The 23269-nt window shown below is 59.9% G+C and carries 21 protein-coding genes; 10 read left to right on the top strand and 11 right to left on the bottom strand.

Annotated elements, in window-relative coordinates:
- Positions 1–42: 42 nt before the first annotated feature.
- Positions 43–1338: an MFS transporter gene (locus GSQ88_RS15350; protein ID WP_159008584.1), complete on the top strand. Its 1296-nt coding sequence runs from the start codon at positions 43–45 to the stop codon at positions 1336–1338.
- A gap of 508 nt (positions 1339–1846) precedes the next feature.
- Positions 1847–2326, top strand: a complete 480-nt coding sequence (locus GSQ88_RS15345) for a hypothetical protein (protein WP_159008583.1) — start codon at positions 1847–1849, stop codon at positions 2324–2326.
- Positions 2327–2346: 20 nt separating this feature from the next.
- On the opposite strand, the gene GSQ88_RS15340 is transcribed toward GSQ88_RS15345, so the two are convergent.
- Complete coding sequence (locus tag GSQ88_RS15340; RefSeq protein WP_159008582.1) at positions 2347–2760, bottom strand: group III truncated hemoglobin; 414 nt, start codon at positions 2758–2760, stop codon at positions 2347–2349.
- Between the two features lie 472 nt (positions 2761–3232).
- Between GSQ88_RS15340 and GSQ88_RS15335 the strand changes: the two genes are divergently transcribed.
- Positions 3233–3520, top strand: a complete 288-nt coding sequence (locus tag GSQ88_RS15335) for a DUF1330 domain-containing protein (protein WP_159008581.1) — start codon at positions 3233–3235, stop codon at positions 3518–3520.
- A gap of 252 nt (positions 3521–3772) precedes the next feature.
- Here the strand turns inward: GSQ88_RS15335 and GSQ88_RS36185 are convergent, their stop codons facing one another.
- The 4 genes from GSQ88_RS36185 to GSQ88_RS15315 form a co-directional block, all read right to left on the bottom strand.
- Positions 3773–4171 (bottom strand): helix-turn-helix domain-containing protein, encoded by a 399-nt coding sequence (locus GSQ88_RS36185; protein ID WP_159008580.1) that lies wholly within the window; start codon positions 4169–4171, stop codon positions 3773–3775.
- Positions 4172–4907: 736 nt separating this feature from the next.
- Complete coding sequence (locus GSQ88_RS35250) at positions 4908–5147, bottom strand: hypothetical protein (RefSeq protein WP_210253821.1); 240 nt, start codon at positions 5145–5147, stop codon at positions 4908–4910.
- 372 nt (positions 5148–5519) lie between these two features.
- Positions 5520–6590 (bottom strand): alpha/beta hydrolase, encoded by a 1071-nt coding sequence (locus GSQ88_RS15320; protein WP_159008579.1) that lies wholly within the window; start codon positions 6588–6590, stop codon positions 5520–5522.
- A gap of 529 nt (positions 6591–7119) precedes the next feature.
- Positions 7120–8202 (bottom strand): GlxA family transcriptional regulator, encoded by a 1083-nt coding sequence (locus GSQ88_RS15315; RefSeq protein ID WP_246784810.1) that lies wholly within the window; start codon positions 8200–8202, stop codon positions 7120–7122.
- Between the two features lie 61 nt (positions 8203–8263).
- Between GSQ88_RS15315 and GSQ88_RS15310 the strand changes: the two genes are divergently transcribed.
- From GSQ88_RS15310 to GSQ88_RS15280, 7 genes are all read left to right on the top strand, one after another.
- Entirely contained in the window at positions 8264–9517 is a 1254-nt protein-coding gene (locus GSQ88_RS15310) for a sarcosine oxidase subunit beta family protein (RefSeq protein ID WP_159008578.1), read from the top strand.
- 10 nt (positions 9518–9527) lie between these two features.
- Positions 9528–9779: a sarcosine oxidase subunit delta gene (locus GSQ88_RS15305; protein ID WP_159008577.1), complete on the top strand. Its 252-nt coding sequence runs from the start codon at positions 9528–9530 to the stop codon at positions 9777–9779.
- A complete protein-coding gene (locus GSQ88_RS15300) occupies positions 9776–12733 on the top strand; it encodes a sarcosine oxidase subunit alpha family protein (protein WP_159008576.1) in 2958 nt (985 codons plus the stop codon). Before GSQ88_RS15305 ends, GSQ88_RS15300 begins: the two co-directional genes overlap by 4 nt.
- A gap of 46 nt (positions 12734–12779) precedes the next feature.
- Positions 12780–13226 carry a sarcosine oxidase subunit gamma gene (locus tag GSQ88_RS15295; protein WP_210253820.1) on the top strand — a complete coding sequence of 149 codons (447 nt, stop codon included), beginning with the start codon at positions 12780–12782 and terminating at the stop codon, positions 13224–13226.
- 36 nt (positions 13227–13262) lie between these two features.
- Positions 13263–14117, top strand: a complete 855-nt coding sequence (gene purU, locus GSQ88_RS15290; protein WP_159008574.1) for a formyltetrahydrofolate deformylase — start codon at positions 13263–13265, stop codon at positions 14115–14117.
- Between the two features lie 3 nt (positions 14118–14120).
- Positions 14121–14990, top strand: a complete 870-nt coding sequence (gene folD, locus GSQ88_RS15285) for a bifunctional methylenetetrahydrofolate dehydrogenase/methenyltetrahydrofolate cyclohydrolase FolD (protein ID WP_159008573.1) — start codon at positions 14121–14123, stop codon at positions 14988–14990.
- 313 nt (positions 14991–15303) lie between these two features.
- Positions 15304–15969 carry a helix-turn-helix domain-containing protein gene (locus tag GSQ88_RS15280; RefSeq protein ID WP_159008572.1) on the top strand — a complete coding sequence of 222 codons (666 nt, stop codon included), beginning with the start codon at positions 15304–15306 and terminating at the stop codon, positions 15967–15969.
- Positions 15970–16046: 77 nt separating this feature from the next.
- Here GSQ88_RS15280 and GSQ88_RS15275 read toward each other — a convergent pair whose 3' ends face one another.
- The 6 genes from GSQ88_RS15275 to GSQ88_RS15250 all read right to left on the bottom strand — a co-directional run bounded on the left by GSQ88_RS15275 (position 16047) and on the right by GSQ88_RS15250 (position 23268).
- Positions 16047–17468, bottom strand: a complete 1422-nt coding sequence (locus tag GSQ88_RS15275; protein WP_159008571.1) for an amidase — start codon at positions 17466–17468, stop codon at positions 16047–16049.
- A 50-nt stretch (positions 17469–17518) separates the two neighbouring features.
- On the bottom strand, positions 17519–18214 hold the full coding sequence (locus tag GSQ88_RS15270) for an ATP-binding cassette domain-containing protein (RefSeq protein WP_159008570.1): 696 nt from the start codon (positions 18212–18214) through the stop codon (positions 17519–17521).
- Entirely contained in the window at positions 18211–19914 is a 1704-nt protein-coding gene (locus GSQ88_RS15265; RefSeq protein WP_246784809.1) for a branched-chain amino acid ABC transporter ATP-binding protein/permease, read from the bottom strand. The genes GSQ88_RS15270 and GSQ88_RS15265 overlap by 4 nt, the downstream gene beginning before the upstream one ends.
- 10 nt (positions 19915–19924) lie before the next feature.
- The gene (locus GSQ88_RS15260) at positions 19925–20779 is read right to left on the bottom strand and encodes a branched-chain amino acid ABC transporter permease (RefSeq protein ID WP_159008568.1); all 855 of its coding nucleotides are present in this window, start codon (positions 20777–20779) and stop codon (positions 19925–19927) included.
- The gene (locus GSQ88_RS15255) at positions 20767–21963 is read right to left on the bottom strand and encodes a substrate-binding domain-containing protein (RefSeq protein WP_159008567.1); all 1197 of its coding nucleotides are present in this window, start codon (positions 21961–21963) and stop codon (positions 20767–20769) included. The genes GSQ88_RS15260 and GSQ88_RS15255 overlap by 13 nt, the downstream gene beginning before the upstream one ends.
- A 540-nt stretch (positions 21964–22503) precedes the next feature.
- Complete coding sequence (locus GSQ88_RS15250) at positions 22504–23268, bottom strand: response regulator transcription factor (RefSeq protein WP_159008566.1); 765 nt, start codon at positions 23266–23268, stop codon at positions 22504–22506.
- Position 23269: the final 1 nt, after the last annotated feature.

Raw genomic sequence — 23269 nt, 5'->3', positions numbered from 1 at the left:
AGCCGCCCTCTTCACCCCCGATAACCGAGCCAAGGTCGCCTCATGCATTCCGTCTTCCTGCCACGCGCGTTCGCGCGACTCGACATTCATTACGGATGGGCGGTGGTCAGCGTCATCTTCCTGACGATGCTCTCGACGTCGGCAGCCATGGGGATGGTCGGGGTCCTGATGCTTCCTTTAAAGACCGAATTCGGATGGGACTTGGGCGCCATATCAGGAGCGCTCGCGCTGCGCGTCCTCCTGTACGGAACGGTTGCGCCGTTCGCGGCTGCCCTGCTTCAGCGCTACGGCGTGCGTCCTGTCGTGGCGACGGCGCTTGGACTCATCGTCGCCGGACTGCTGCTGGCCTCTTGCATGACCTCGCTTTGGCAATTGTGGTTGACGTGGGGCGTGATGGTCGGACTAGCCACCGGGGTGACCGCCAATGTGTTGGGAGCGACCGTCGCGACACGGTGGTTCACGAATCGTCGGGGCCTTGTCATCGGCATCCTGAGTGCGAGCAGCGCAACCGGGCAGTTACTTTTCCTGCCCGTGGCCGCGGTGCTGGCGGACCACATGGGTTGGCGATTTGCAATGCTCCCGGCGGGCCTTCTATGTCTCGCATGCATGCTTCTGGTGATGCTGGTGGTGCGCGATCACCCCGGTGACGTCGACCTTCCTTCTTACGGTGATACAGTGGTCGTGCCTGCGCCTTCGCGGCGATCCGATGCCAGCGCCTTGAAGGTTAGTTTTTCAGCGCTACGTCTCGCGGTTGGGAATCGTACATTTTGGATTCTTGCGGGCACTTTCTTTGTCTGCGGTCTTTCAACCAGCGGCCTGGTGCAAAACCATTTCATTCCGCTCTGCCACGATTTTGGGGTCGCGACCGTGGCCGCTTCGGGGATCCTGGCGCTCATGGGCGCGTTCGACTTCGCTGGAACCATTCTGTCTGGATGGCTATCGGACCGCTACGACAACCGTGCGCTTCTTTTTTGGTACTATGGTCTGCGCGGCCTAAGTCTTCTCGCGCTGCCCTACACGAACTTCTCCCTTTACGGACTAGGCATTTTCGCTGTGTTCTACGGATTGGACTGGATTGCCACGGTGCCGCCCACGGTCAGGATGGCCGGCCAGACATTCGGTCGGGAAAGCGGACCGATCGTCTTCGGATGGGTTTTCCTGGCTCATCAGTTGGGTTCTGCAACCGCAGCTCTCGGCGCGGGAGTGTCGCGCGACGAACTTCTCACCTATCTACCGGCCTTCGCTGCCGCCGGCGTCGCTTGTCTGATTGCTTCGGTAGCGGTGTTGACCATTCGCAAAAGGCCAACCGAGCTGAACAAGGCTGCTTCCGCGCGATAATCGTGGGCGCACACGGCGGCCCGCGCGCCGGTCGGCAAGGTAACGACGGCTCGGAAGCCCCCACCCCAAGCCGCCACGATGTCCTTCAAAGCTGCGACCTTCCTGCGCTACTTGCGGAGAGCGGCAATCGAACGCGCCGCGCCAATCCTGAGCCGTATAGTCGAGACGTCACGCACACGGCGGGGGTGCACAAGCGCCTTTTTTCCATTGTGAAGGCAACGCGGCGCGCCAATCGCTTGCTGAGGCGGTGGGTGCGTCGGCGGCCTATCAAAGAATGCCTGAAGCTCCAGGCCGGCGCCGTCTCCGCCTAGCCCCCGAACGATTCAGCAGCGCAGCCGCAGCTCGGTCGTTTTCGCCTTCCTTGACGGGGTGTTGATGTCCCACTCGACTCGCGCCGAAGACAGCAGGCGGATTCCGTAATCTCCAATTCAAGAGCAAGAAGCGGAGTTGTTTTGCGAGGCGGCCTTCTATCCTGCACTAATCGCCACGGTCACAGTAGGAGAGCGCAATGAAATTCGTCCGATTTGGAGAAAATCGTACCGGCTTGGTTGTCGATCTTCCGGCTGGCGCGCACGTTCTCGACATCGTCGCGAGCGTGAGCGCCCTGCTCCCTGTAGATCCGATCTCAAACGGGATCGTGAACGGTATCCTGAAAGACGGAGGGAGCTGGGCTCCGCTGATCGAACACTGGCCTCGTGTCAGCGTCGGTCTCCGGAAACTGGCTAACTTTGCGCTCAAGTCCCCGGATCATACAAGCCTCGTAATGCGGTCTTGGGAGGACGCGCGCGTGATGCCCGGCGGCAGCGGCGGCATTGCAGCGATGGAAATCTCGGAATCGCGGACTTCCAAGTCTCTCGATCCGACCGGCCGCACGGCAATGATTGAGCGGTTTTCCGCTACCCAGCAAAGTCCACCGACCACTGAACCAGACCGCGTGCGTGTCGCGGATGCAGGTACCGTCGTCGCATTTCCCCGAAACGCGCTTTGAGCGGACGGTCAGCGCTCTGTTCAAGGCTTGCTGTGTCTCGGCATTCGAACTTCGCCCCGCTGCGTTCCGATCGCCATCTCGAAGCTGTCGGCAATTCGACGGGACATCGAGATGAACGCGTTGGCTACCTCCGTCGAATAGAGTTCGCGCGCAGTGTCCGCGAAAATCAGGAGCCATCTATCGAAATGTTCTCCTTCAAGAGACATCATGAGGTGCGGACGCATCGGGCGCCCATCGTAGCGGCTCGTGCGGAGCATCACGGACGACCAGAAGTCTGTGATTTTACCGATATGGTGCTCCCAGTCCCTCACGGTGCGGTTAAAAATCGGCCCGATGAGTTCGTCCTGACGCGCTCTTCCGTAGAAGGTTCTGACGAGCAGTGCGATCGACTGGTCATCAATTTCGAAATGATCGATGGCTTGCGGGTTGTGCATCAGTTATCCGCTGGTGGATGTCATTTAAAACAGCCGGTTTGTCAGAAGACGTTTAATTCATATTGCATCAGCGGACCATCCGTCGCGAGACATATCTCGCGCCCGAGCCAAACTAATGCTGCCGTTTCTCAAATGAAAGCGTCGTCCGATGATCATCGTGTCGCGATAAGCTGTCACATGTGTTGCCGGCCTGGGAAGGCAAGTCGTCGAATCTCGTTCGGTCGCAGCAGGCGAGACGCTTCCCTGCCGGAAAAGGTAGGAGGCGGCGGTGCATAAGTCCAAATTTGGCACGTTTGAAAGATATCAACGGACCCCGAAAAGGTCTGCATGCAAGCTTAGATCGGACGTCGTCGGCACCGTCAACCGTTGCGGTTGACCCGAGGCCTATATCGGGAGCGCGGACGGCGGACCGCGGGACCATTACGCTTACAGCACTCACCAGCCGCAGTGAGGAACGGAACGAGGATCGGTTATGTCTGCATATCTTGTTGTTCAAGGCACTGTCGAGGACGAACCTCAATTTCAGAAGTACCGCGAGGCGATCGTTCCGTTCGTTACTAAGTTCGGCGGAAAGTTAGCGGCCAGAGACGCAAAGGTGGAGCTGCTCGAAGGCGAGCATGATACACGATCGGTGATTATGTTGGAATTTCCAACGATAGAGTCCATCCACGCCTTCTGGAACTCTCCGGACTATGTGCCTATAAAAAAGCTGCGTGAGGGCATCGCCACCATGAATATTTGGGCATTCCCCGGCGTTTGAACGCAATCAGCTCGCAGAGGCACCTTTCGGACCCGGCGCGAAAGCCTTCCCGGATCCGCAACGTATTACAAGTCGGACATCGCCAGTTGCCGAAGGGACTAACTCTACAAGCGGCTTACCGGAAATCCCACACGGTTTCGCTCCCTTCGGCGGTAGGGCGGAACGTCGCTCGCCACGGGTGCAAGCCGATAGAGGCGGTCACGGCGAGCCGCTAAAAAGGAAGTGCACGCGCGTCCGGGCCCGGGTGCGCGATCAAAGCGAGCCGTAGGCGGTCCATAAAAGAATGCTTGAAATTCCAGGGCGTCGCCGCCTTACCTTATCGGCGTGGTGCGATGCATCCGAGCGATCCATTTCGCGCGGTTGCAGCGCGGCCCGGGTCCGGTCCGAACTCGGTGCCAATCTGTATCTCGACTTGTCACTACGGGCGAAGTGGCTGCTGCTCCGAAAACCGCAGCCAAACCCGTTCGCGGTAACCAGCAATCTAGTCGTTCGCAGAAGCTCTGCGGCCTTCTCAGGCCTGATCCTGAGGTAGCATTCTCCAACGGCCTCGCGCAGATGCGCGGCAAAAAGATGTTTGAACTGGCGCACAGAGACGCCGGCGACTTGGGCCAGTTTGCGCACTCCGATCGGCCGTCCGAGACTTGCTTCCATTTTCGCCAGAACTCTGATGACCCGGTCGTTGCCGCCCCCCACGCGGTCGCAGAGATTCGGTCCGAACGAACCATTTACCGACCTGGAAGGCGCAGTTTGTGGCCGTGTTCGGACCCGCCCGCACTCCGGTTCTTGCTTCCAATAAGAGGTCCCTTTGGATTTGAAGACGTAGAGTTGAAGCGACGCATGGAGCGCTCCCCACAGAAAATAAGCAGTAGACGGAGCGGACAAGTAACGGTCGCGACTCGATCGGAAAGTGAGCCTAATGTTAACCGAGGGTGATATCCGCCCCAGCTACGCCCGATGAGAACAATGGCGATTTATGTCCTTTTCAATTTGAAAGTAATTTCGAGAGTGCGAGTCGGCCGCAGAAAATCGATATTCACGCCGGAAAGAGAATGGGTGAATACGATGGATATGATCTTTCAAGAGGCGCTGACCGAAGCGCTGCGATACAGCTACGCCGCGGTTCGACTTTCCGTAGCGCGTCATTTCAGACAGGAGGAGGACGGCTCACGTCCGTCCTCCTCCTGTCCGGGCGAACTGCCGTCTTGCACAACGACGCGTCTTTGACGCGATGCCTTTCGGTACATGTGGGACTGAATCTGGACCGGTGGCGGAGTCTGCATCCTCCGCAATTCGGCGCGCCCCGACCGCAATTCATTATGGTCGAATCGTGACGACGAGCTTTCTCATTGCGGCGATTTCTCAATCGGCGATTACATTTCCGCTCAAATCAAGCGGCTGTAGCGGGCGCGATTGTGTATAGGGAATACACGATCTCAGCGCCCACGCCCGCGAAGTCGCGCTCCAGCCGATTTTCCTTCTCGGTCCCGCGCCAGTCATCGCCCTTGAACGCGATATCGAACCGTAGCTCGCGCCAGATTCCGAGTTTACCGTGGGTCAATGCCGGCAATGCGGCATCAACGAAACGTATGCTGGGCACGACTTCAAGCCGCTCTTCGAGCGGAATCATGGGATCAATACCCCTGCGGGCGATAAGCGTCCATCTGAGACAACTCCCGCGATCAAATCGTCACAGCGGTGTTTCGCCTGCCGGAGCAGATTCAGATTGAAGGTGGGCGATGCGGAATAAATTGAAAGCGCCGAGTGCATATCCTATGCGGGGCATTTCGGTATGTTCCTGTTCGTCGGTGCGCGTCACTATGAATGAAGTTACGCATCGACCCGGTCTGGGCCTCCGATTTGCGCTTTTGAAGCCAGGATTGATGTAGAGCCCTTACGTCAAACTACCGAAGGGCCAAGTCCGGAAAAGGAGAGGCCCGCACCTAGCGGGCCTCTTCTGAAGTTCGCGGGACGAAGCCCGCCTGAGGGATTCGATCGCCGATCAGACAGCCTTGATTAGTCCGAGCTGCGTAAGAGCCGTGACGCCATCGTCTGGTGCAACCGACGTTGCCTGGGAAACCTTCTCTGAGTGGCCGTCCCCATTTTGTGCTGCACTCTTCGGAGGGACGTAAACTCGAGAGAACACAGATCCCGCTTTGGGAATCCCGTGGATCGTTCGCCCGAGCAGGTGCCGGGAAAGGAACGCGAGTTCGTCCGCTACGACTGCCTCATGTGGCGGGCCGTCGTAGATATCGAAATGGTCGATGTCGGGATATATGCAGAGCTCGCCTTTCGGGGCTCGCCGCGCGGCGTCGATCGCGAGAGCAGGCGTGGCGACTTGGTCATTCCCGGCGACGCACACCAGCCATGGGCAGTGAAGACTGTCTGCATGCTGGATCACGTGATACGGAGATTCCAGCAGCCAGGCAGCCGACACTCGGTTTCGCCAACGCGATTCGTCGCCGATTGCGACGACGCGACGCCAGCCAGCTTCAGCGCCGGGTGCGTTGATGAACGCAGCCTCGTTTGGCTGCCCAACGGCCGGCAGAAACCCGCGTTCAGCTGCTACCGCATGCATCTTCTCCGCAACCTCGCGAGTGTTAGCAAATGCTTGGCTCATGTCCAAGAAAGGAACCTGGCTGATGGCGGCGGCTATTAGAGGATCTTCGGCCGCCGCCGCAAGCGCGTTACCACCCCCGAGAGACGATCCGAATGTCGCCACGCGGCCGCGATCGATGTTGGGGAGGGATCGGGCGAACGCGATGGCGCTCCGCCAGTCTTCGAGCTGCCGAGCAGGATCAAACAGATCCGGCTCACCGGTGCTGTCTCCGAAGCCGCGGTGGTCGAATACAAGAGCAGTAATGCCACCGGCCGCGAAACGCTCAGCGAAAGAATTAAGCCGGTCGCGGCGCGTGCCAGTCAATCCGTGGGCCATGACAATGATTGGGCGAGGGCCAGGATCGCTCAGGACGGGATACAGCCAGGCGGCGCACGTCTCGCCGCCCGAAGAGAAAGTCGACTCTTGACGAGTCTTAGGCATTTGGGCATTCCTTTTCACGAGCTTGGCTGCCAAGAGGCGCTTGCTGCAGCTCGTGGTGCAAACCCTTCGCAGAAGTCCACGTTCCGGCCGACGCCGATATTCTTCGAATTCGAAAGCAAGAAGAGCTGACGGCTTCGCGAGCCTGCCAGGTTGGCAGCCGTCGAAGATTGGCCCCGTTGGAAGAAGCGACCGAGGAAGTGAATCTTAGGAAGGGGATTTCGCGCTTGACCAGCCCGCGCTTGTCAGCGTCCCACTCCTCTTACTGGAGCCCAAATCTCGGCGGAAGCGCCGATCTGATCGGAACCGATCGTATCGATGGTCAGCATCATCGGCGGGCTCATTTCGCGAAGGAGCGCCTGCTTCGGCGGCCGGAGCGTCCGCACGATCGGCGGCTCTGTAAACGGGGCGAAACCGAAAGATAAGCCATCAAATGCTGGCCATTTACCGAATGTGGATTGATCCGCCTAGCAAAGCTCGTCGACGCCTAATTGGTGCTAAATGCAAAGGAAGCGAACGCGCAACCAGACTCGGGGGCGCGATTGAAGCGAGCAGTAGGCGATGATCAAACAACGCGTGAAATTCCAGGATGTCGCCGCCTTACCTTATCGGCCTGGTGCGACGCATCCGAGCGATTCAGTTTGCGCGGTTGCAGTGCGGCCCGGATCCGATCCGAACTCGGTGTCATTTCGTATCTCGACTTGTAGCTACGGGAGAAGTGGCTGCTGCTTTGAAAACCGCAGGCGAGCCCGATCGCGGTAACCGACAATCCGGTCTTCCGCAGAAGCTCTGCGGCCTTCTCAAGCCTGATCCTGAGATAGCATTCTCCAACGGTTTCGCGCAGATGCGCGGCGAAAAGACGTTCGAGCTGGCGCACAGAGACGCCGGCGACTTGGGCCAGTTTGCGCATTCCGGTCGGCTGTTCGAGACTAGCTTCCATTTCGGCTAGAACTCTGATGACCCGATCATTGCCGATCCCCACGCGCTCGCGCAAACTCAGACGCTGTGATTTGGCCCCCGGACGAGGTTCGGTCCGAATGAACCATTCACCGACCTGCAAGGCGAGTTCGTGGCCGTGTTCGCGCTCTATCAGCTCGATGGCCAGATCGAGTCCCGCAGTCCCCCCCGCGCAAGTGAGCCGGCGCCTGTCGATCACGTAGAGCCCGGGCTCGAGGTCGGACGTCGGGAAAGCTTCCAGGAAAGCGGACCGATGGTCCCAATGAATCGTCGCCCGATAGCCTGTCAGGAGCCCGGCTCGCGCCAGCAGAAAGGGTCCGCCCGAAACGCCGGCGAGCCGCACGTTCGCGCGAGCCAGACGCCTAAGCCAAGCGAACGTCTTCGGATCGGAGAACGCTGTCGGATCCCCTGCAGCAAACACGAACAGGGTATCGCAGAAAATCGGCTCGCCGACCGCTTGGTCGGCGAGCATGCCGGCGCCCGTCGACGCACGTACCTGCCGTCCGTCGACAGAAATATGGGTCCAGCGATACAACTCCCGGCCGGCGAGGGTGTTCGCCGCGCGGAAAGGTTCGATCACGGAAGCGTAAGACATTAGCGCAAACCCATCGATCAGCAGAAGTCCAAGCATCTTGGGCGCCGCTTCGTCATCAATGTCGTTCTGAGGCATAAAAACGTCGTCCTGCGTCAAATCATGACCCCTTTTATGTCGTAAGTTTCCTCCAGATCAACAACATTTCGCCGATGAAACCATGCGCTTTTCGATCTTCGGACTAGTCGCGAACGCGTTTTCCGGCCACGGGCGCTGGCAACGGACATGGCGCGATGCCGTTCCCCGGGATGCATATGATGTGGTCATCGTCGGCGGCGGCGGACACGGTCTGGCGACGGCGTACTATCTGGCCAAGGTACACGGCATCACCAATGTTGCGGTAATTGAAAAATCGTGGATCGGTGGCGGCAACGCCGGTCGCAACACGACGATCATCCGTTCGAACTACGGACTTGAGGGCAATACCGCGTTCTACGAACGCTCCATGAAGTTGTGGGAAGGTCTGGAACAGGACCTGAACTACAATGCGATGGTCAGCCAGCGCGGCGTTCTGAACCTCTATCATTCGGATGGGCAGCGCGACGCGTTCGCACGCCGCGGAAACGCAATGCGCCTGCACGGCGTTGATGCCGAACTTCTAGATACTGCCCACGTCCGGAACATGGCGCCTTACTTGAATTTCGACAATGCACGTTTTCCAGTCATGGGGGGGCTGCTACAGCGCCGAGGCGGGACGGCAAGACACGATGCCGTCGTCTGGGGCTACGCCCGAGCCGCCTCCGACCTCGGAGTCGACATCATTCAAAACTGCGAACTTACCGGTTTCATGCGTACCGCGGACGGTACCGTCGTGGGCGTGGAAACAACGCGCGGGAGCATTCGCGCCAAAAAGGTTGGAGTGGCGGTGGCCGGCAACTCGTCGCGCGTGGCCGCGATGGCGGGGCTCCGGCTTCCCATCGAAAGCCATGTGCTCCAGGCCTTCGTATCGGAAGCGCTGAAGCCCATCATCCCGGGCGTCATCACATTCGGCGCCGGCCACTTTTATATCAGCCAATCCGACAAAGGCGGTCTCGTTTTCGGCGGCGACATCGACGGCTACAACAGCTACGCGAGCCGCGGCAATCTTCCTACCGTCGAAGACGTCTGCGAAGGCGGCATGGCAATCATGCCGATGATCGGAAGAGCCCGCCTGCTGCGAAGCTGGGGCGGCATCGTGGACATGTCGATGGATGGATCGCCGATCATCGACCGTTCGCCCATTGAGGGCCTCTATCTGAATGCGGGTTGGTGCTACGGCGGCTTCAAGGCAACGCCGGCATCGGGCCTCGCTTTCGCGCATTTGCTGGCAACCGATCGGCCTGAGGAGACGGCAGTTGCTTACCGGCTGGACCGGTTCGCCACCGGCCGCATCATCGACGAAAAAGGGCAAGGCGCCCAACCTAATCTGCACTGAGGACGGTAAGATGCGTTTACCCTGCCCGTACTGCGGCCAACGCGACTCCCGTGAGTTCGTATACCGCGGCGATGCCGCCCCGACCCGGCCTTCTTCAGAGGAGGGCATGTACGACTACGTCTATCTTCGCGACAATGTCCCGGGCCCGATGCGGGAGCACTGGTATCACGCCCAGGGCTGCCGCAACTGGATCACCGTGACGCGGGACACGCGAACGCACCGCATATCGGCAGCCGTGCTCGCCCGGGAGGACTCCCGATGAGCCGTCTTTCCTTCGGCGGTCTGATCGACCGCGCTCAACCGCTGAACTTTACATTCGACGGAATGAAGCACGCGGGTTTTGCCGGCGACACACTGGCTTCGGCGCTAATCGCGAATGGCGTCAAGTTGGTCGGCCGCTCTTTCAAGTATCACCGTCCTCGGGGAATCCTGACTGCCGGCAGCGAGGAGCCGAATGCGCTCGTCACGCTCCGCTCAGGCGCCCGCGCCGAGCCGAACACCCGTGCCACCACGGTGCAGCTCTTCGAAGGACTCGAAGCTAAGAGCCAAAATCGATGGCCAACCCTCTCGGTCGATGTAATGGCGTTGAATCAGGTCTTTGCGCCGATCCTGGTGGCCGGCTTCTACTACAAGACCTTCATGTGGCCGGCAAAATACTGGGAGAAGCTCTACGAACCGATTATCCGCCGCGCCGCCGGCCTCGGTCAGCTCTCAATGGAGCCCGATCCGGACAGCTATGAGCGCGCGCATGGATTCTGCGATCTGCTTGTTATCGGCGCCGGACCGTCCGGACTGATCGCGGCGGTTACGGCCGCACGTGCCGGTTTGCGGGTCATCATAGCCGACGGAGACTGGGTGCTGGGCGGACGCCTTTGCTCGGAGCGGCACGTTATCAACGAAGCTGCCGCGGGAAAATGGGTCGACGATACGGTCGCCGAATTGCGGGCTACGCCAAACGTAACGTTGCTCAGCCGCACGCAGATATTCGGTGCCTACGACGGCTGCGAATACGGCGCGTTGGAGCAGGTTTCCGACCATCTCGGCAACATCCCGCCCGGCAAGTCCCGGCAAAGATTCTGGAAAATCATCGCTGGCCGCACGATTCTGGCAACCGGCGCCATCGAGAGACCGCTCGTGTTTGGCGGCAACGATAAGCCCGGAGTCATGACTGCGTCAGCCGCTGCAACCTACGTGAACCGTTTTGCCGCTGTTCCGGGCCGTCGGGCAGTAGTTTTCACCACGACAGACAGCGGTTGGAGCGCAGCTGAGGATCTGATGTCCGCAGGCGTTCAACTCGCGGCCGTCGTCGACCCACGGACCGATTCCCAACCGCCCGCGGCGGCCCGCCTCCGGCAGGCCGGAATAGAGATCCTGAGCGGGGCCGCCCTGACTGACGTACACGGCCGGACTGTCAGGTCAGTCGACGTTCTTTTAAAGGACGGCAGCCGGCGACGCATCTCCGCGGATCTGGTGCTCATGTCGGGCGGCTGGAATCCTTCCATCGGTCTCGGCAGCAATCTCGGCGACCGCCCAGTGTGGTCCGATCTGGTACACAGTTTCGTCCTCAATACCGCTCCTCCGGGAATGAAAGCCACAGGCGCTGCGGCAGGCCATTTCTCACTCTCCGGATCCCTTGCGGACGGCGTTCGGGCGGCGGAGGAGACCTTGCGCGAGTTGGGCCGGACCTCGGCGGTGGCGCCTGCGCCCTTGGCCGGCGATGAACCTTCCGCATCGTCGCCTCCCTGGTACTCGCGCGGACACCGCTCAAAAGCCTTCGTCGACTTCCAGAATGACGTGACCGATGCCGACGTCAGCCTCGCGGCGCGGGAAGGTTTCGTTTCGATCGAACATTTGAAGCGCTACACCACGCTCGGTATGGCGACGGATCAGGGCAAGACGAGCCAATTGAACGGCCACGCCGTGCTCGCAGCCGCCACCGGCAAGTCGATCGCGGAGGCCGGCACGATAATGTCGAGGCCGCCGTATCTGCCGGTCGCAATAGGCGCCCTCGCCGGACACCATCAAAACACAGCCTTCCGCCCGGAGCGTCGAACTGCCAGCCACGAGTGGGCCAGGGAACGCGGCGCGACCTTTGTCGACGCCGGCCTTTGGAAGCGGGCCCAATGGTTCGCGCACCCAGGAGAGCGAGACTGGCTCCAGACGGTCAGCCGCGAAGTGTCGATGACGCGCAGCGGTGTCGGCATATGCGACGTCTCCACCTTGGGAAAGATCGATGTCCATGGCCCGGACGCCGGAATTCTCCTCGACCGACTTTACATCAACATGTTTTCGACTCTGCCGGTCGGCCGAGCCCGGTACGGAGTCATGCTGCGCGAAGACGGATTCGTGATGGATGACGGTACGACTGCCAGGCTCGGGGAGGACCGTTTCTACGTCACGACCACCACGCTGAATGCAGCAAAAATCATGCAGCACATCGACTATGCAAGGCAGGTGCTGTGGCCGGAACTCGACGTTCAAGCCACTTCGGTCACCGAACAATGGTCGACCTATTCCGTCGCCGGCCCCCTTTCGCGTCCGCTGCTGCAGATGCTCCTGCCCGATCTCGATCTTTCGAACGACAGTTTCGCCTTCATGGCCGCCATCGAACTTCGTTGGCGCAATTTGCCCGCGCGGCTTTCCCGCCTCTCGTTTTCCGGCGAGCTCGCCTACGAGATCAGCGTGCCGGCGTCGCACGGCGAAATGCTTGTCCGCGCGCTTTTCACGGCCGGTGACGCATTCCACGCCGTTCCATACGGCACCGAAGCGCTGGGCGTGATGCGCATCGAGAAGGGACATCCGGCCGGAAACGAAATCAACGGTCAGACCACCGCCGCCGACCTGGCAATGGGTCGGATGATGTCGAAGAAAAAGGACTACATCGGGCGCGCGATGGCGGAACGTCCGGCATTGTCAGACACCAATCGCCCATCGCTAGTAGGTGTCCGCCCGTTGGGCGGCGCCCGTCTGAGGGCTGGCGCGCACCTCCTGCCACAGGGCCGTGACCCTTTGGCCGCCAATGATCAAGGCTACATCACCTCGGCGGCATACTCACCCTCACGCGGCCAATGGATCGGGCTCGCTCTGCTTCAGGGCGGAGCGGCACGCCATGGTGAACTCGTCACAGTTCATGACCCCGTTCGCGGACCCGATTTCGCTGCCGAAATCTGCGACCCGGTGTTCGTCGATCCTGAAGGAGTGCGCGTCCGTGGATAGTGATTATAGGTTGACCGAGCGTCCGGGCCTGGGAATGGCTACGATCATGGCCCGTAAAGGCATCCAGCCGGCGGTCATCGGCGCAGTTCTTGGCTTCCTGCCTCCGGATGGACCTGAGCGCGCGGCCGACGCACGTCTGGCTCTGATCGGCACGGGCCCCGGAACCTGGCTTGCGCTTGCTGAAACACCGGAGGCGGATTGGGTCACGCAACTTGCGAACAAGCTCAACGGATTGGCCTCGGTCTCGGATCAGTCGGGAAGCTATGTCGTATTACGGATTGCAGGCTCCGGCGCCCGCGAAACGCTTCAGCGCGGCGTATTCATCGATTTGCATCCGGCCGTTTTCAGGAGTGGATCCGCCGCAACTACGGTGATCGAACACATCGGCGTCGTGCTCTGGCAGCTTGACGATGTTCCGACGTTCGAGATCGCAACTTTCCGAAGCTTTGCGTCGAACATTCGTCATTGGTTCGAATTAGCCGCCGCATCCTGACGCATCCGCTTTCTCCAACCTTTGCCCGAGGCACCGATGTCCGAACCGTATCTTTTGACGTTGTCCTGTCCAAACCAACCCGGGATCGTCGCACGGGTTACGGCCGAATTGTTCGCCCATGGCGGCAATATACGCGAGGCCCACCAATACGACGACACGGAGACCAACCACTTCTTCGCGCGTATCGTGTTCAATCTCCATGACGAGAATGAAATCGGAAATATCATCAAGGGTTTCACGCCGATCGGCGACCATTACGGGATGAAATGGAAAATACGACCCCGATACGAACGCCAAAAAGTACTGCTTTTGGCGTCGAAATCCGACCATTGTCTGGTCGATCTGCTCTACCGCTGGCGCATCGGCGAACTGAGGATGGATGTCGTAGGCATCGTTTCGAACCATCCGCGTGAGACGTTTTCCGCGGATTTCGACGCGATACCGTTTCACCATCTGCCGGTCACCGCGGGGACCAAGCCACAGCAGGAAGCGCAGATCAAGAAGATCGTCGCGGTCACGAATGCCGATCTCGTCGTACTCGCGCGTTATATGCAGATTCTGTCGGATGATCTGGCGACATTTCTATCCGGCCGCTGCATCAACATCCACCACAGCTTCCTTCCCGGCTTCAAGGGGGCAAGGCCGTATCACCAGGCGCATGCGCGTGGGGTCAAACTGATCGGCGCCACGGCACACTATGTTACGGCGGACCTCGATGAAGGCCCGATCATCGAGCAGGACGTCGAGCGCATCAGCCATCAGGACAGCCCTGAGGATCTCATACGCAGGGGTCGGGACATCGAACGCCGCGTGCTTTCGCGCGCCGTTTCCTTTCATCTGGACGGGCGCGCATTCGCGAACGCGCATAAGACCGTCGTCTTCAGGGATTGACACATGACGGCGCAAATCATCGACGGTAAGGCGCTCGCTTCCCAACTAAGGGCGGCTCTCGCTCACGACGTCGCAAAACTTGTCTCCAAGGGCATCAGGCCCGGGCTCGCCGTCGTGCTGGTGGGCGACGACCCGGCGAGCCAGGTATACGTCCGCTCCAAGGCCAAGCAGACCGTGGAAGTCGGCATGGAGTCGTTCGAATATCGCCTTGCCGCCGATACGACGGAAGCCGATCTGCTCGCAGTGGTAGATAAACTTAACACGAATCAATCTGTCGACGGCATTCTGGTGCAATTGCCGCTGCCGGCACAGATTGACGCCGACAAGGTGATACGCGCCATCGATCCCGCGAAGGATGTGGACGGCTTCCATCCCATTAACGTCGGCCTCACGACTATAGGAGCGGGAGGCATCGTCCCCTGCACACCACTCGGATCCCTGATGCTGCTGAGGGCCGTACGTTCCGATATGTCCGGGCTGAACGCCGTAGTCGTAGGGCGTTCGAATATCGTCGGGAAGCCGGTGGCCCAATTGCTGCTCAAGGAAGGCTGCACCGTCACCATCGCGCATTCGAAGAGCAGGGATCTCCCGGCAATCGCCCGGGCCGCAGATATCCTCGTCGCGGCGGTCGGCCGGCCGGAAATGATCCGCGGAACGTGGATCAAGCCGGGCGCTATCGTCATCGACGTCGGCATAAATCGTGTGACCGATGAGACCGGAAAATCCCGGCTGGTCGGCGACGTTGCGTTCGCCGAAGCCATCGAGGTCGCGCAAGCGATCACGCCGGTTCCGGGCGGCGTCGGGCCGATGACTATAGCGTGTCTCCTGAAGAATACCGTTGAGGCCGCCCGAGTACGTCGAGGGGGCTTCTAGCAGAGCCGCTTCGCGGGCCTGGACTTAATCTCTGGGCACAGCAACTTGCACCGGGCGGCTCCTCCAAAGGGCGATTTCGAAGCATCCGCGAAGCCGCCCCGCCCGCAGATGAGTGGGCCTTTCTGCGATTTTTGGCTGCCATTGCCACCGCCAAAATCGCCCTGGTAGGTATTCCCGTTGCCCAAAAGCCCGTTTCAAGGACTACGCCGCCTAATTTTTGTTAGGATTCCGCATGATTCGAGCGGATATCCTCGTCAGGCGCCGCTGCCAGGCCTAGACTTGCCCCAGGCCCACCCAGGACAGAGAAACGATTTTGAAGAAAAGTGTTCCCCAGCGCGGCAAGCCCGGTAGCAAGCGCACGAGGGGGTCCGAGCTTCTAACCGGTTCGCTCGCGCCGAAGGAAATCCCACCGACACTGGAATCGGAGATCGGCGCTGAGGTGCGCAGGCTTCGCAAGAGCTTCGACCTCACCGTTGCGGAACTTGGCGCTGCATCCGGCATCTCGACCGGCATGCTCTCAAAGATCGAGACCGGCTCCATCTCGCCGTCACTGGCAACTTTATCATCCTTAGCGAAGGCGCTAAACGTGCCTATCACGCGCCTGTTTCACGAGACGGGCGAGCAGCGCGACTGCTCGTTCGTGAAAGCGGGTACGGGAGTCAGAATCGAACGCCGCGGCACGAAGGCAGGTCACCTTTACGATCTCCTGGGTCATTCCCTCGGCGGCGAGGTGACAGTCGAACCGTACCTGATCACGCTCAAGGGCGATGCCGAACCCTACACTGACTTCCGGCATGCCGGCGTAGAGTTCATTTATATGCTGAGCGGCAAGGTCAGATACAGGCACGCCGACCGCAGCTATCTTTTGGAGCCGGGCGATGCGCTCTTCTTCGACGCGGCAGGTCGCCACGGTCCCGAAGAGCTCATCAAAGCCCCCATGACGTACCTTTCCGTCATCATCTACCCGCGGCGAGAATGACCTGGCCGCGGCTGCGGACCCCGCACCCGGGCGACCGCAAGGGGCACCCGGAAGCGTATCGTGCACCTTGACGCCGGCTAAACCCTGATGCCGGCGTATCGCGACTCCCACGGTGCGCTCTTCTCGAGCTGGGATGCGAGCCTCAACAGCGTGGCCTCGTCGCCGAAACGGGTCACAAGCTGTACGCCGACAGGCAGGCCTTCCGGCGTCCATGAAAGCGGTATTGACGCGGCGGGCTGTCCGGTCACGTTGAAAGTCGTCGTAAACGGACAGAAGTTGGCCAATGCTCCGCCGGCTTCCGCGAGACTGAGCGACGTGTTGATGTTGCCCAAGGGGACTGGCAACTTCGCCAGACCGGGCGTGATGAGGGCGTCATATTTTTCGAAGAATGCAGCCACTCTACGCCCCGTTTGATGGATAGCCTCGATCGTATCGTAGTACTCCGTCGAGGTTATCTTGTCGGCGAGATTGTACATCTCCCATGTCATCGGCTCCACGTCCGATTCCGTCACCTCGCGGCCAATTTGGGCCCCGCGCCGCTTGAGCATGCTACGGACCCAGACAGAGCAGACCGTTCCTAGCAACCTGAACATATCTTCCACCGCAATCGGAAGAGCCGCCACTTCGACGTTATGGCCGTGAGACTCGCACAATCTGGCGGCGTCCTGCGCGGCGACCGCGCATATCCGATCGGTGGGTGGCCCGTTTGCGTAGTCCGTCATGAGCGCGATCTTTAAGGATCCGGGGTCGCTACCCACTTCTTCCAGAAAGGGTCTTGCCGGCGCGGCAAGTCCGTACGGATCACCCAGTTCGGGACCATGTGTGGCGTCGAGTATGGCGGCACTATCGCGTACGCTTCGGGTGACGACGTGCTGCTGCAGCAGGCTCTGCCATCCCTCGCCCACGACGGGACCGGACGGGTTGCGGGCACGCGTTGGCTTTAGGCCGAATACACCGCATGCCGAGGCTGGACACCTTATCGAGCCGCCGCCGTCGCTGGCACCCGCGGCGGGAACAATTCGGGCGGCCACGGCTGCGGCTGAACCACCGGACGAACCTCCCGGTGTCAGGTTGGTGTCGAAAGGATTGCGCGACGGACCGGTGACAAGGGGCTCTGTAGTTCCGACCAAGGCAAACTCCGGAACATTTGTCTTGCCGAAGATCACCAAGCCGGCGTCCTGATGTCTTTTCGTCAACGTGTCGGTCATCTCGGCCACGAGCTTCTGATAAAGTTTGGACCCCCACCCGGTCGGAGCGCCTTTAAGGTCGTTGGTATCTTTCATAAGGAACGGAACGCCGGCAAGCGGACCTTCCGCCGACGCGGTCGCGGATCTCGCGCGATCGTATTCCTTATAAACGACCGCATTCAGCTTCGGATTGAGTTCCTCCAGAAGACCGATGGCGGTCTCCAGCACCTCCGTGCGCGAAACTTCGCCCTTCTTCATGAGGGAGGCCAACCCCATTGCGTCGTAGTTCCTGTATTCCCTAAATGTCGACATTTTCGCATCCTCCTTTTTTATAGCGAGACTTTCACCACTACCGGCGATACCTATACGTGCAGATGGGAGAGCAAATCTTCGCGGTTCAGGTCGCGTCGCGTGCCCTCAAGCACAACGCGGCCTTGATCGAGAACGAGGTACCGATCCGCGATCGTTTCCGCGAATTCTAGATTCTGTTCGACAATGACCATTGATGCGCCTGCGCGCTTGCTGTCATTGATGAGCGCGGCCATGTGGAGGATGTTCTCCCACTGGACGCCCTCGCTCGGTTCGTCGAGCAATGTAACGCCTTTTCCTTCGCTAAGCGCGCGCGAAAACGAGAGGATCTTCTTCTCGCCGCCGGAAAGCGAACCCGCTTGCTGCTTGAGACGCCTCTTGAGAATCGGGAATCTTGCGAAATACGCTTCAAAGCGTCCCAAATCCCGGTTGTCGCCCATGAGCGTGAGATTGTTGCGTACCGACAAGTCGTCGAACACCGTCCGTTCCTGCGGGCAGTAGCTGATGCCGTATCGGCTGCGTGCCGAGCATTCGAGGTGCTGGATCGCCGTGCCGGTATGTAATATCTCACCGCTCCAACAGCGCAAATGCCCCATAAGCAACTTTACCAGAGTGCTCTTACCGACGCCGTTACGTCCCAGGACGCAGAGGACTTCGCCGGCCCGGACGTTGCCGCTAATTCCGCGGACGACGATAGCGCCGCCGTAGCCGCCCGTAAGATCTACGAATGCGAGGCGCGCGTTGCTCATTTTCGGTTTCCAGCATAAATCGATCTGACGTCTTCGTTCGCCTGAATTTCCTTTACCGACCCTCGTGCCAGTAGCGTGCCGTTGTGCAATACGTACACGGCGTCGGCCAACTTCAGCACAAGGCTCATGTCGTGCTCTATGATCACAACGGCGCAACCTGTCGCTTCGCTCGCCCATCGGATGACATCGATGACGGTCGAAGTCTCGTCGGGCGAAAGACCGGCACAAGGTTCGTCAAGAAGCAGGATCCTTGGTTCTGTCAAAATTGCCATTGAAAGTTCGAGGATTTGCCGCTCGCCATGCGACAATTCGGACGCCTTGCGGGCTCCGGAAGAGAGAAATGCATAGCGGAGCCTCAACTGGCGAAGTAGCGGGCTTGTCCAGCGCCGGACCCACGGGCGGAGCAGATCTGAAGCGGACGCCCGGCCGCTCCAGAGCGCAATGGCAAGATTTTCTGCTATTGAAAGATCGGGAAACACGCTCGGAAATTGAAGCTTGCGACCGATGCCGGCTGTGGCGGCGATCCTGTGCGCAGCCATCCGTGTCAAAACTAGATCGCCATAGGTCACGACGCCCTGCGAGGCCCGCATCTCGCCCGAGACGACGTTGAAGGTCGATGTCTTGCCGGCGCCGTTCGGCCCGATGATGCAAGAGATTCCCTTTGACCCCAGGTCCAAGTTGAGCCGGTCCAGGATCAGGACTTCACCGGCCCTAACAGTCACCTGGTCGATTTTCAATCGTCGGGGCGGAGCGCCGTTGCGGACAGAGACAGGCGCTTCGATATCATCTCTGACTTTGGGTTTTCCATCCAACCAACGCACGACCGGATCCATTAGGCCGACTAGCCCGCTGGGAAAGAAGAGAACAACAACTATGAAGGATACGGCGGTCAGGACCTCCCAAAAACGAAATGTGTCGCGGAGCTCGGATGTCAGAGTTCCGATGAGTAGCGTGCCGATCACCGGGCCGACGAGCGAACCTCGGCCGCCGACGGCGGCCCAGATCACTAATTCAGCAGAAAGACCGAAGCCGACGACCTGCGGCGTGACGAAACCTTGCTGGCTTGCGTAGATCGTCCCGCCAATGCCGGCGAAAAGGCCGCTGATTCCGAAGGCGACGGCCTTGAGCAGATTCGTATTGAATCCAAATAAGGCGACGCGACGCTCATTCTGCGCGATGGCACGCCACAACACCCCGAGCGGAGAAGCCATGAGCCAATGGCCGCCTGCAAGCACGGCGACTAGCGCGGCGGCCGAGGCAGCGTAGTTTGCCATTGTGCTGTCGAGGCCAGGCAGCGAAGGAATGTCTTTTAGGCCGTCAAATCCCCCCGTCAAGGACGCCCAGTTCGTTGTGACCTGGAATGCTAGAAGGGAAAGGGCCAGCGTGATCATCGAAAAATATGGACCGCTTTCGCCCACTCTCCGGAAAACGAGGATGCCGATAGCGAAAGCGATGATTCCCGCTACGAGCGCGGCGAGCGGAAGCAACAGCAAAAGCCAGGGCGCATTGTCTCCCGCGATCAGGACGAATCCGGCGAGATAGGCGGCGATGCCGAAGAACAGCGCGTGCCCGAGTGGAAGAACCCCGACCTGCCCCCAGCACAACCCGACGCCGACAGCCGCGACGGCGTACAGGAAGTAGAGTGACATTTGATACAAGGCGTATTCGCCGAATGCGAACGGAACGGCGAGTACGACCATGATGCCAGCTTTAGCCGCGGACATGGATCCCCCGTGGCCGAAGCCAAAGGAATGCAATCGCTAACACGATCACCGACAGATATCCGTATGTTCCGTTGCTGAAGGCGGAGACCGCACTGTCAAGTCCGCCTATCGCCAACGCACCATAAACAAGGCCGATCACGCTTCCGAGTCCTCCGACGACGATTACGAAGAAGGTGCGCAACACGTAATCCAACCCCATGTACGGGAAGACGGGCACCAGCGGCGCAATCATGACGCCGCTAAGAGCGGCGAGGCATGTCCCGGTGACGAACGTTCCGGCGGCCAATCGCTTCACTGACAAGCCAAGCGACTGCGCAAGTTCCGGGTTCCCGGTCATCGCCCTGATGCGGAGGCCGGTCCGACTGTTGCCGTACCAAATCGCCAACACGAATATGGCGGTTGCGCCCAGGCCGATCACGGCGAGACGGTATGCCGGATAGGGAACGCCGAATACATCGATCGTGCCCGGCAGAGGCGTCTCGACGCTGCGGTAGGTGAGCCCGAAAACGGCCTCCGCGCTTTTGCGAAGCAGGAGACTAAGTCCCCAGGTCGCCACAAGCGTGTCGAACGTACGCCGGTACAGTCGCCGCATAATCAAGACTTCGATCACATACCCGATCGATCCGCACACGAGGATTGCGAGAGGGATAGCTGTGAGGAATGGCCACCCATTCTGGCGAACAACGACCGCGCAATAGGCGCCGAGCATGATGAACTCGCCATGCGCCAGATTGAGCACCCCGAGCAACCCAAAGATGACCGCCAGTCCGAGGGAGAGCACTGCAAGCAACGTCACCGCGTAGATCAAATTTATGGTTTGGGCGGCAATCAGGTCTTGCATGAGCTTTCGTTCCGAACGCCTTCCTTGGTAGCGACCACCGAGAATGTCGTTCCCTTGCATTCGGCGAGGTACATTGTCCGGTTTACGTACCGGTGCATCATGACGGCGGGCCCGGTTGCGGTCGTGAAGCTCAGACCTTCAGAGGCTGCCATGCAATCGCGGGCCTTCGTACTGCCGGCCTTGGCTATGAGTGCCCTCGCAAAATGGACGGCAGCGTAGGAATCGACTCCGATCGTTCCGACCTGTGCAAAGAGCTGTGGGGACGTCTCGCCAAATTTGGCCGAGAACGCCTGCTTGAATTGATCACCGGCGCCCCCCGGCGCGGTCGAAAAGTAACCAAGGGCGGAAAATAGATTGCGGCTTCCGTCCGCTCCTATTCCGGCAAGTGTCTGCTCTTCCAGGAGATACCCCACGCGTAGTATCCGACCGTCGGTGCCGAAAGCTCCGAACGTGCGGTTGAACGTGACGTTGTCGCCACCGACGAGAGTTATAAGAATGACGTCGGGATTCACCGATTTGATGCGGGTGACGATCTCCTCGAACCTGTTGGGCGTACCGAAGGGGACGTATTCCTCCCCGACGATTTTTCCGCCCGATTCGGCGATGAACTTCTTGCTGTTTTCATTGACGGCACGCGGCCAGCTATAGTCGTTACCGACCAGGTAGAAGCTCTTCAAGTTGCGGGGTTTCACCAGCGCGTCGAATATGATTTCGTTCTGCTGTTGCGCGGTTTCGCCCAAATAGTACGTATTGGCGGAGCAATTTCCGTTTTCGGTCACCGGACTGAACACATAAGGCACCTTGCCCTTTATTGCGGAGACCAGCGCCTCACGTACGCCGCCATCGTGGGAACCTGTGATGATCTCGACGCGCTCGTCGAGAATGAGGCGGATGGCGCTTTTGGCGGCCTCGGCAGGCGCCACCCCCCCGTCTGCAAACACCAGACGGACCTTGCGTCCGCTTATCCCGCCGCCGGCATTCACTTCATCGACAGCAAGTTCTGCACAAGCGCGGCCTCCTGCCAGGAATATCGAAGCCGGTCCGCCTTGCGGAAGAAACATCCCAACCTTGAACTCCGCAGCATCCGCCTTCGCTCGGCTTGACGGGAACGCGGCAAGACCAACAAGCGCGCTGGACGAGTAGCCGAGAAATTGCCTTCGCGTAGGCACCATTGGTTTTCGCATTGTCTATCCTCCCATTCCGTTAAACCTAATAGGCGGCTACCCCCGGGCGACCCCGAGCGGTGCCTTTCAGCTTGCCCGATTTAGTTCGTCGGGCACCACGCAAGTCCCAGACAGCGTCATCGCGGTAGCGGCCAAGAGCGACAACCAATGCCGAGGTGAACTCCCGCATGCGGGTTCTCTTCATCTGTATGCATCCTGCTGCTCTCGCGCGCGCCCCTGCGGGATGTTCAGTTAGACTTGCGCCGGCACTCGGGACCCTAGCCGCTGGAAGCGACGTCACGCCATCGACACAAATGTTGAGGCGGATACATGCACGCTGAGCATCCGGACAGGCGCAGGGGCTCCGGCTTAACGGTCTTGGCGGATAATTGCAGACTCCAGATGGATCGACGCTCGCCTCGGGTTACCGCGACCAGGTGGTCCTTCAAGCTGCGGTGGTACCACCCTCTATGAAAGGCTGTTTCGCAACTGACCCTGGAATGATCCGCACGGCAGACACAGGCGAGTTCGCATTTGTTGCCTGGACCGTCAGGACGTGCTCTACGGACCGCCGTGCAGTGCGGGAGCCGTTGCGCCTCCGGCAGACAGCGCAGCGCAGCGTGCCACCAGCGCGGCGAGCTCTGCTCTATTTGCATACCCGTGCTTTTGCATCGCGTTGTTGATGTGGGTTCGCACCGTGGCAAAAGATATTTTCAAGACGCGGCCAATGTCCCTGTCGGTGCATCCCCGGGCGACGAGATTTGCTACTTCCGCTTCTCGGGGGGTGAGATTAGTGGCGGCCCTCCCGCTTCGCCGCAACGAACGCCGAGCAAACGGCTCCAGCGCGTCAAGGAGCGCGATGTCTCGCGGACTGAATTCGGCTTTGCCCTTTGCGCGCCATATCCGAAAATCCCTTACGTCCCGCGCGCCGTCGACGACGAACATGCTCATTCCATGATGCAGCCCGTCGCGTGCGAGAAAATCGTTGAAGAATTCGGTACGAGACAGCGCGTCAGACGAAATGACCGCGTCCACCGGCGTCGCGTGGCAGCGTTGGCGGAGCTCGCGCGTCATTGGATCCCGGTATTGAAACCAATTTTCGTATCTGTTGACGTGGTCGGATTCCATATTCCAGGCGACACCTCCGCTGGAAGTGCCGCTCTTCCCGCACCATACATAGGATGCCGCGTAATCGGCGCGCAAGAGCCGCGCTATGTCAGTCAGGGTTTCCGGGTGTAATTCTCCAAATGACCCGGGATCGCCGAATCGAGCGACGATGTCGCCGAATAGCTGAAAGTCAACGGAGGACACATCCCTGAGCGACACT

Origin of the sequence: Bradyrhizobium sp. S69 (assembly GCF_009766005.1) — a bacterium.
Lineage (GTDB): Bacteria > Pseudomonadota > Alphaproteobacteria > Rhizobiales > Xanthobacteraceae > Bradyrhizobium.
Note: the sequence above shows the minus strand (reverse complement) of the source record. Positions and strands in the feature narration are given on the sequence as shown.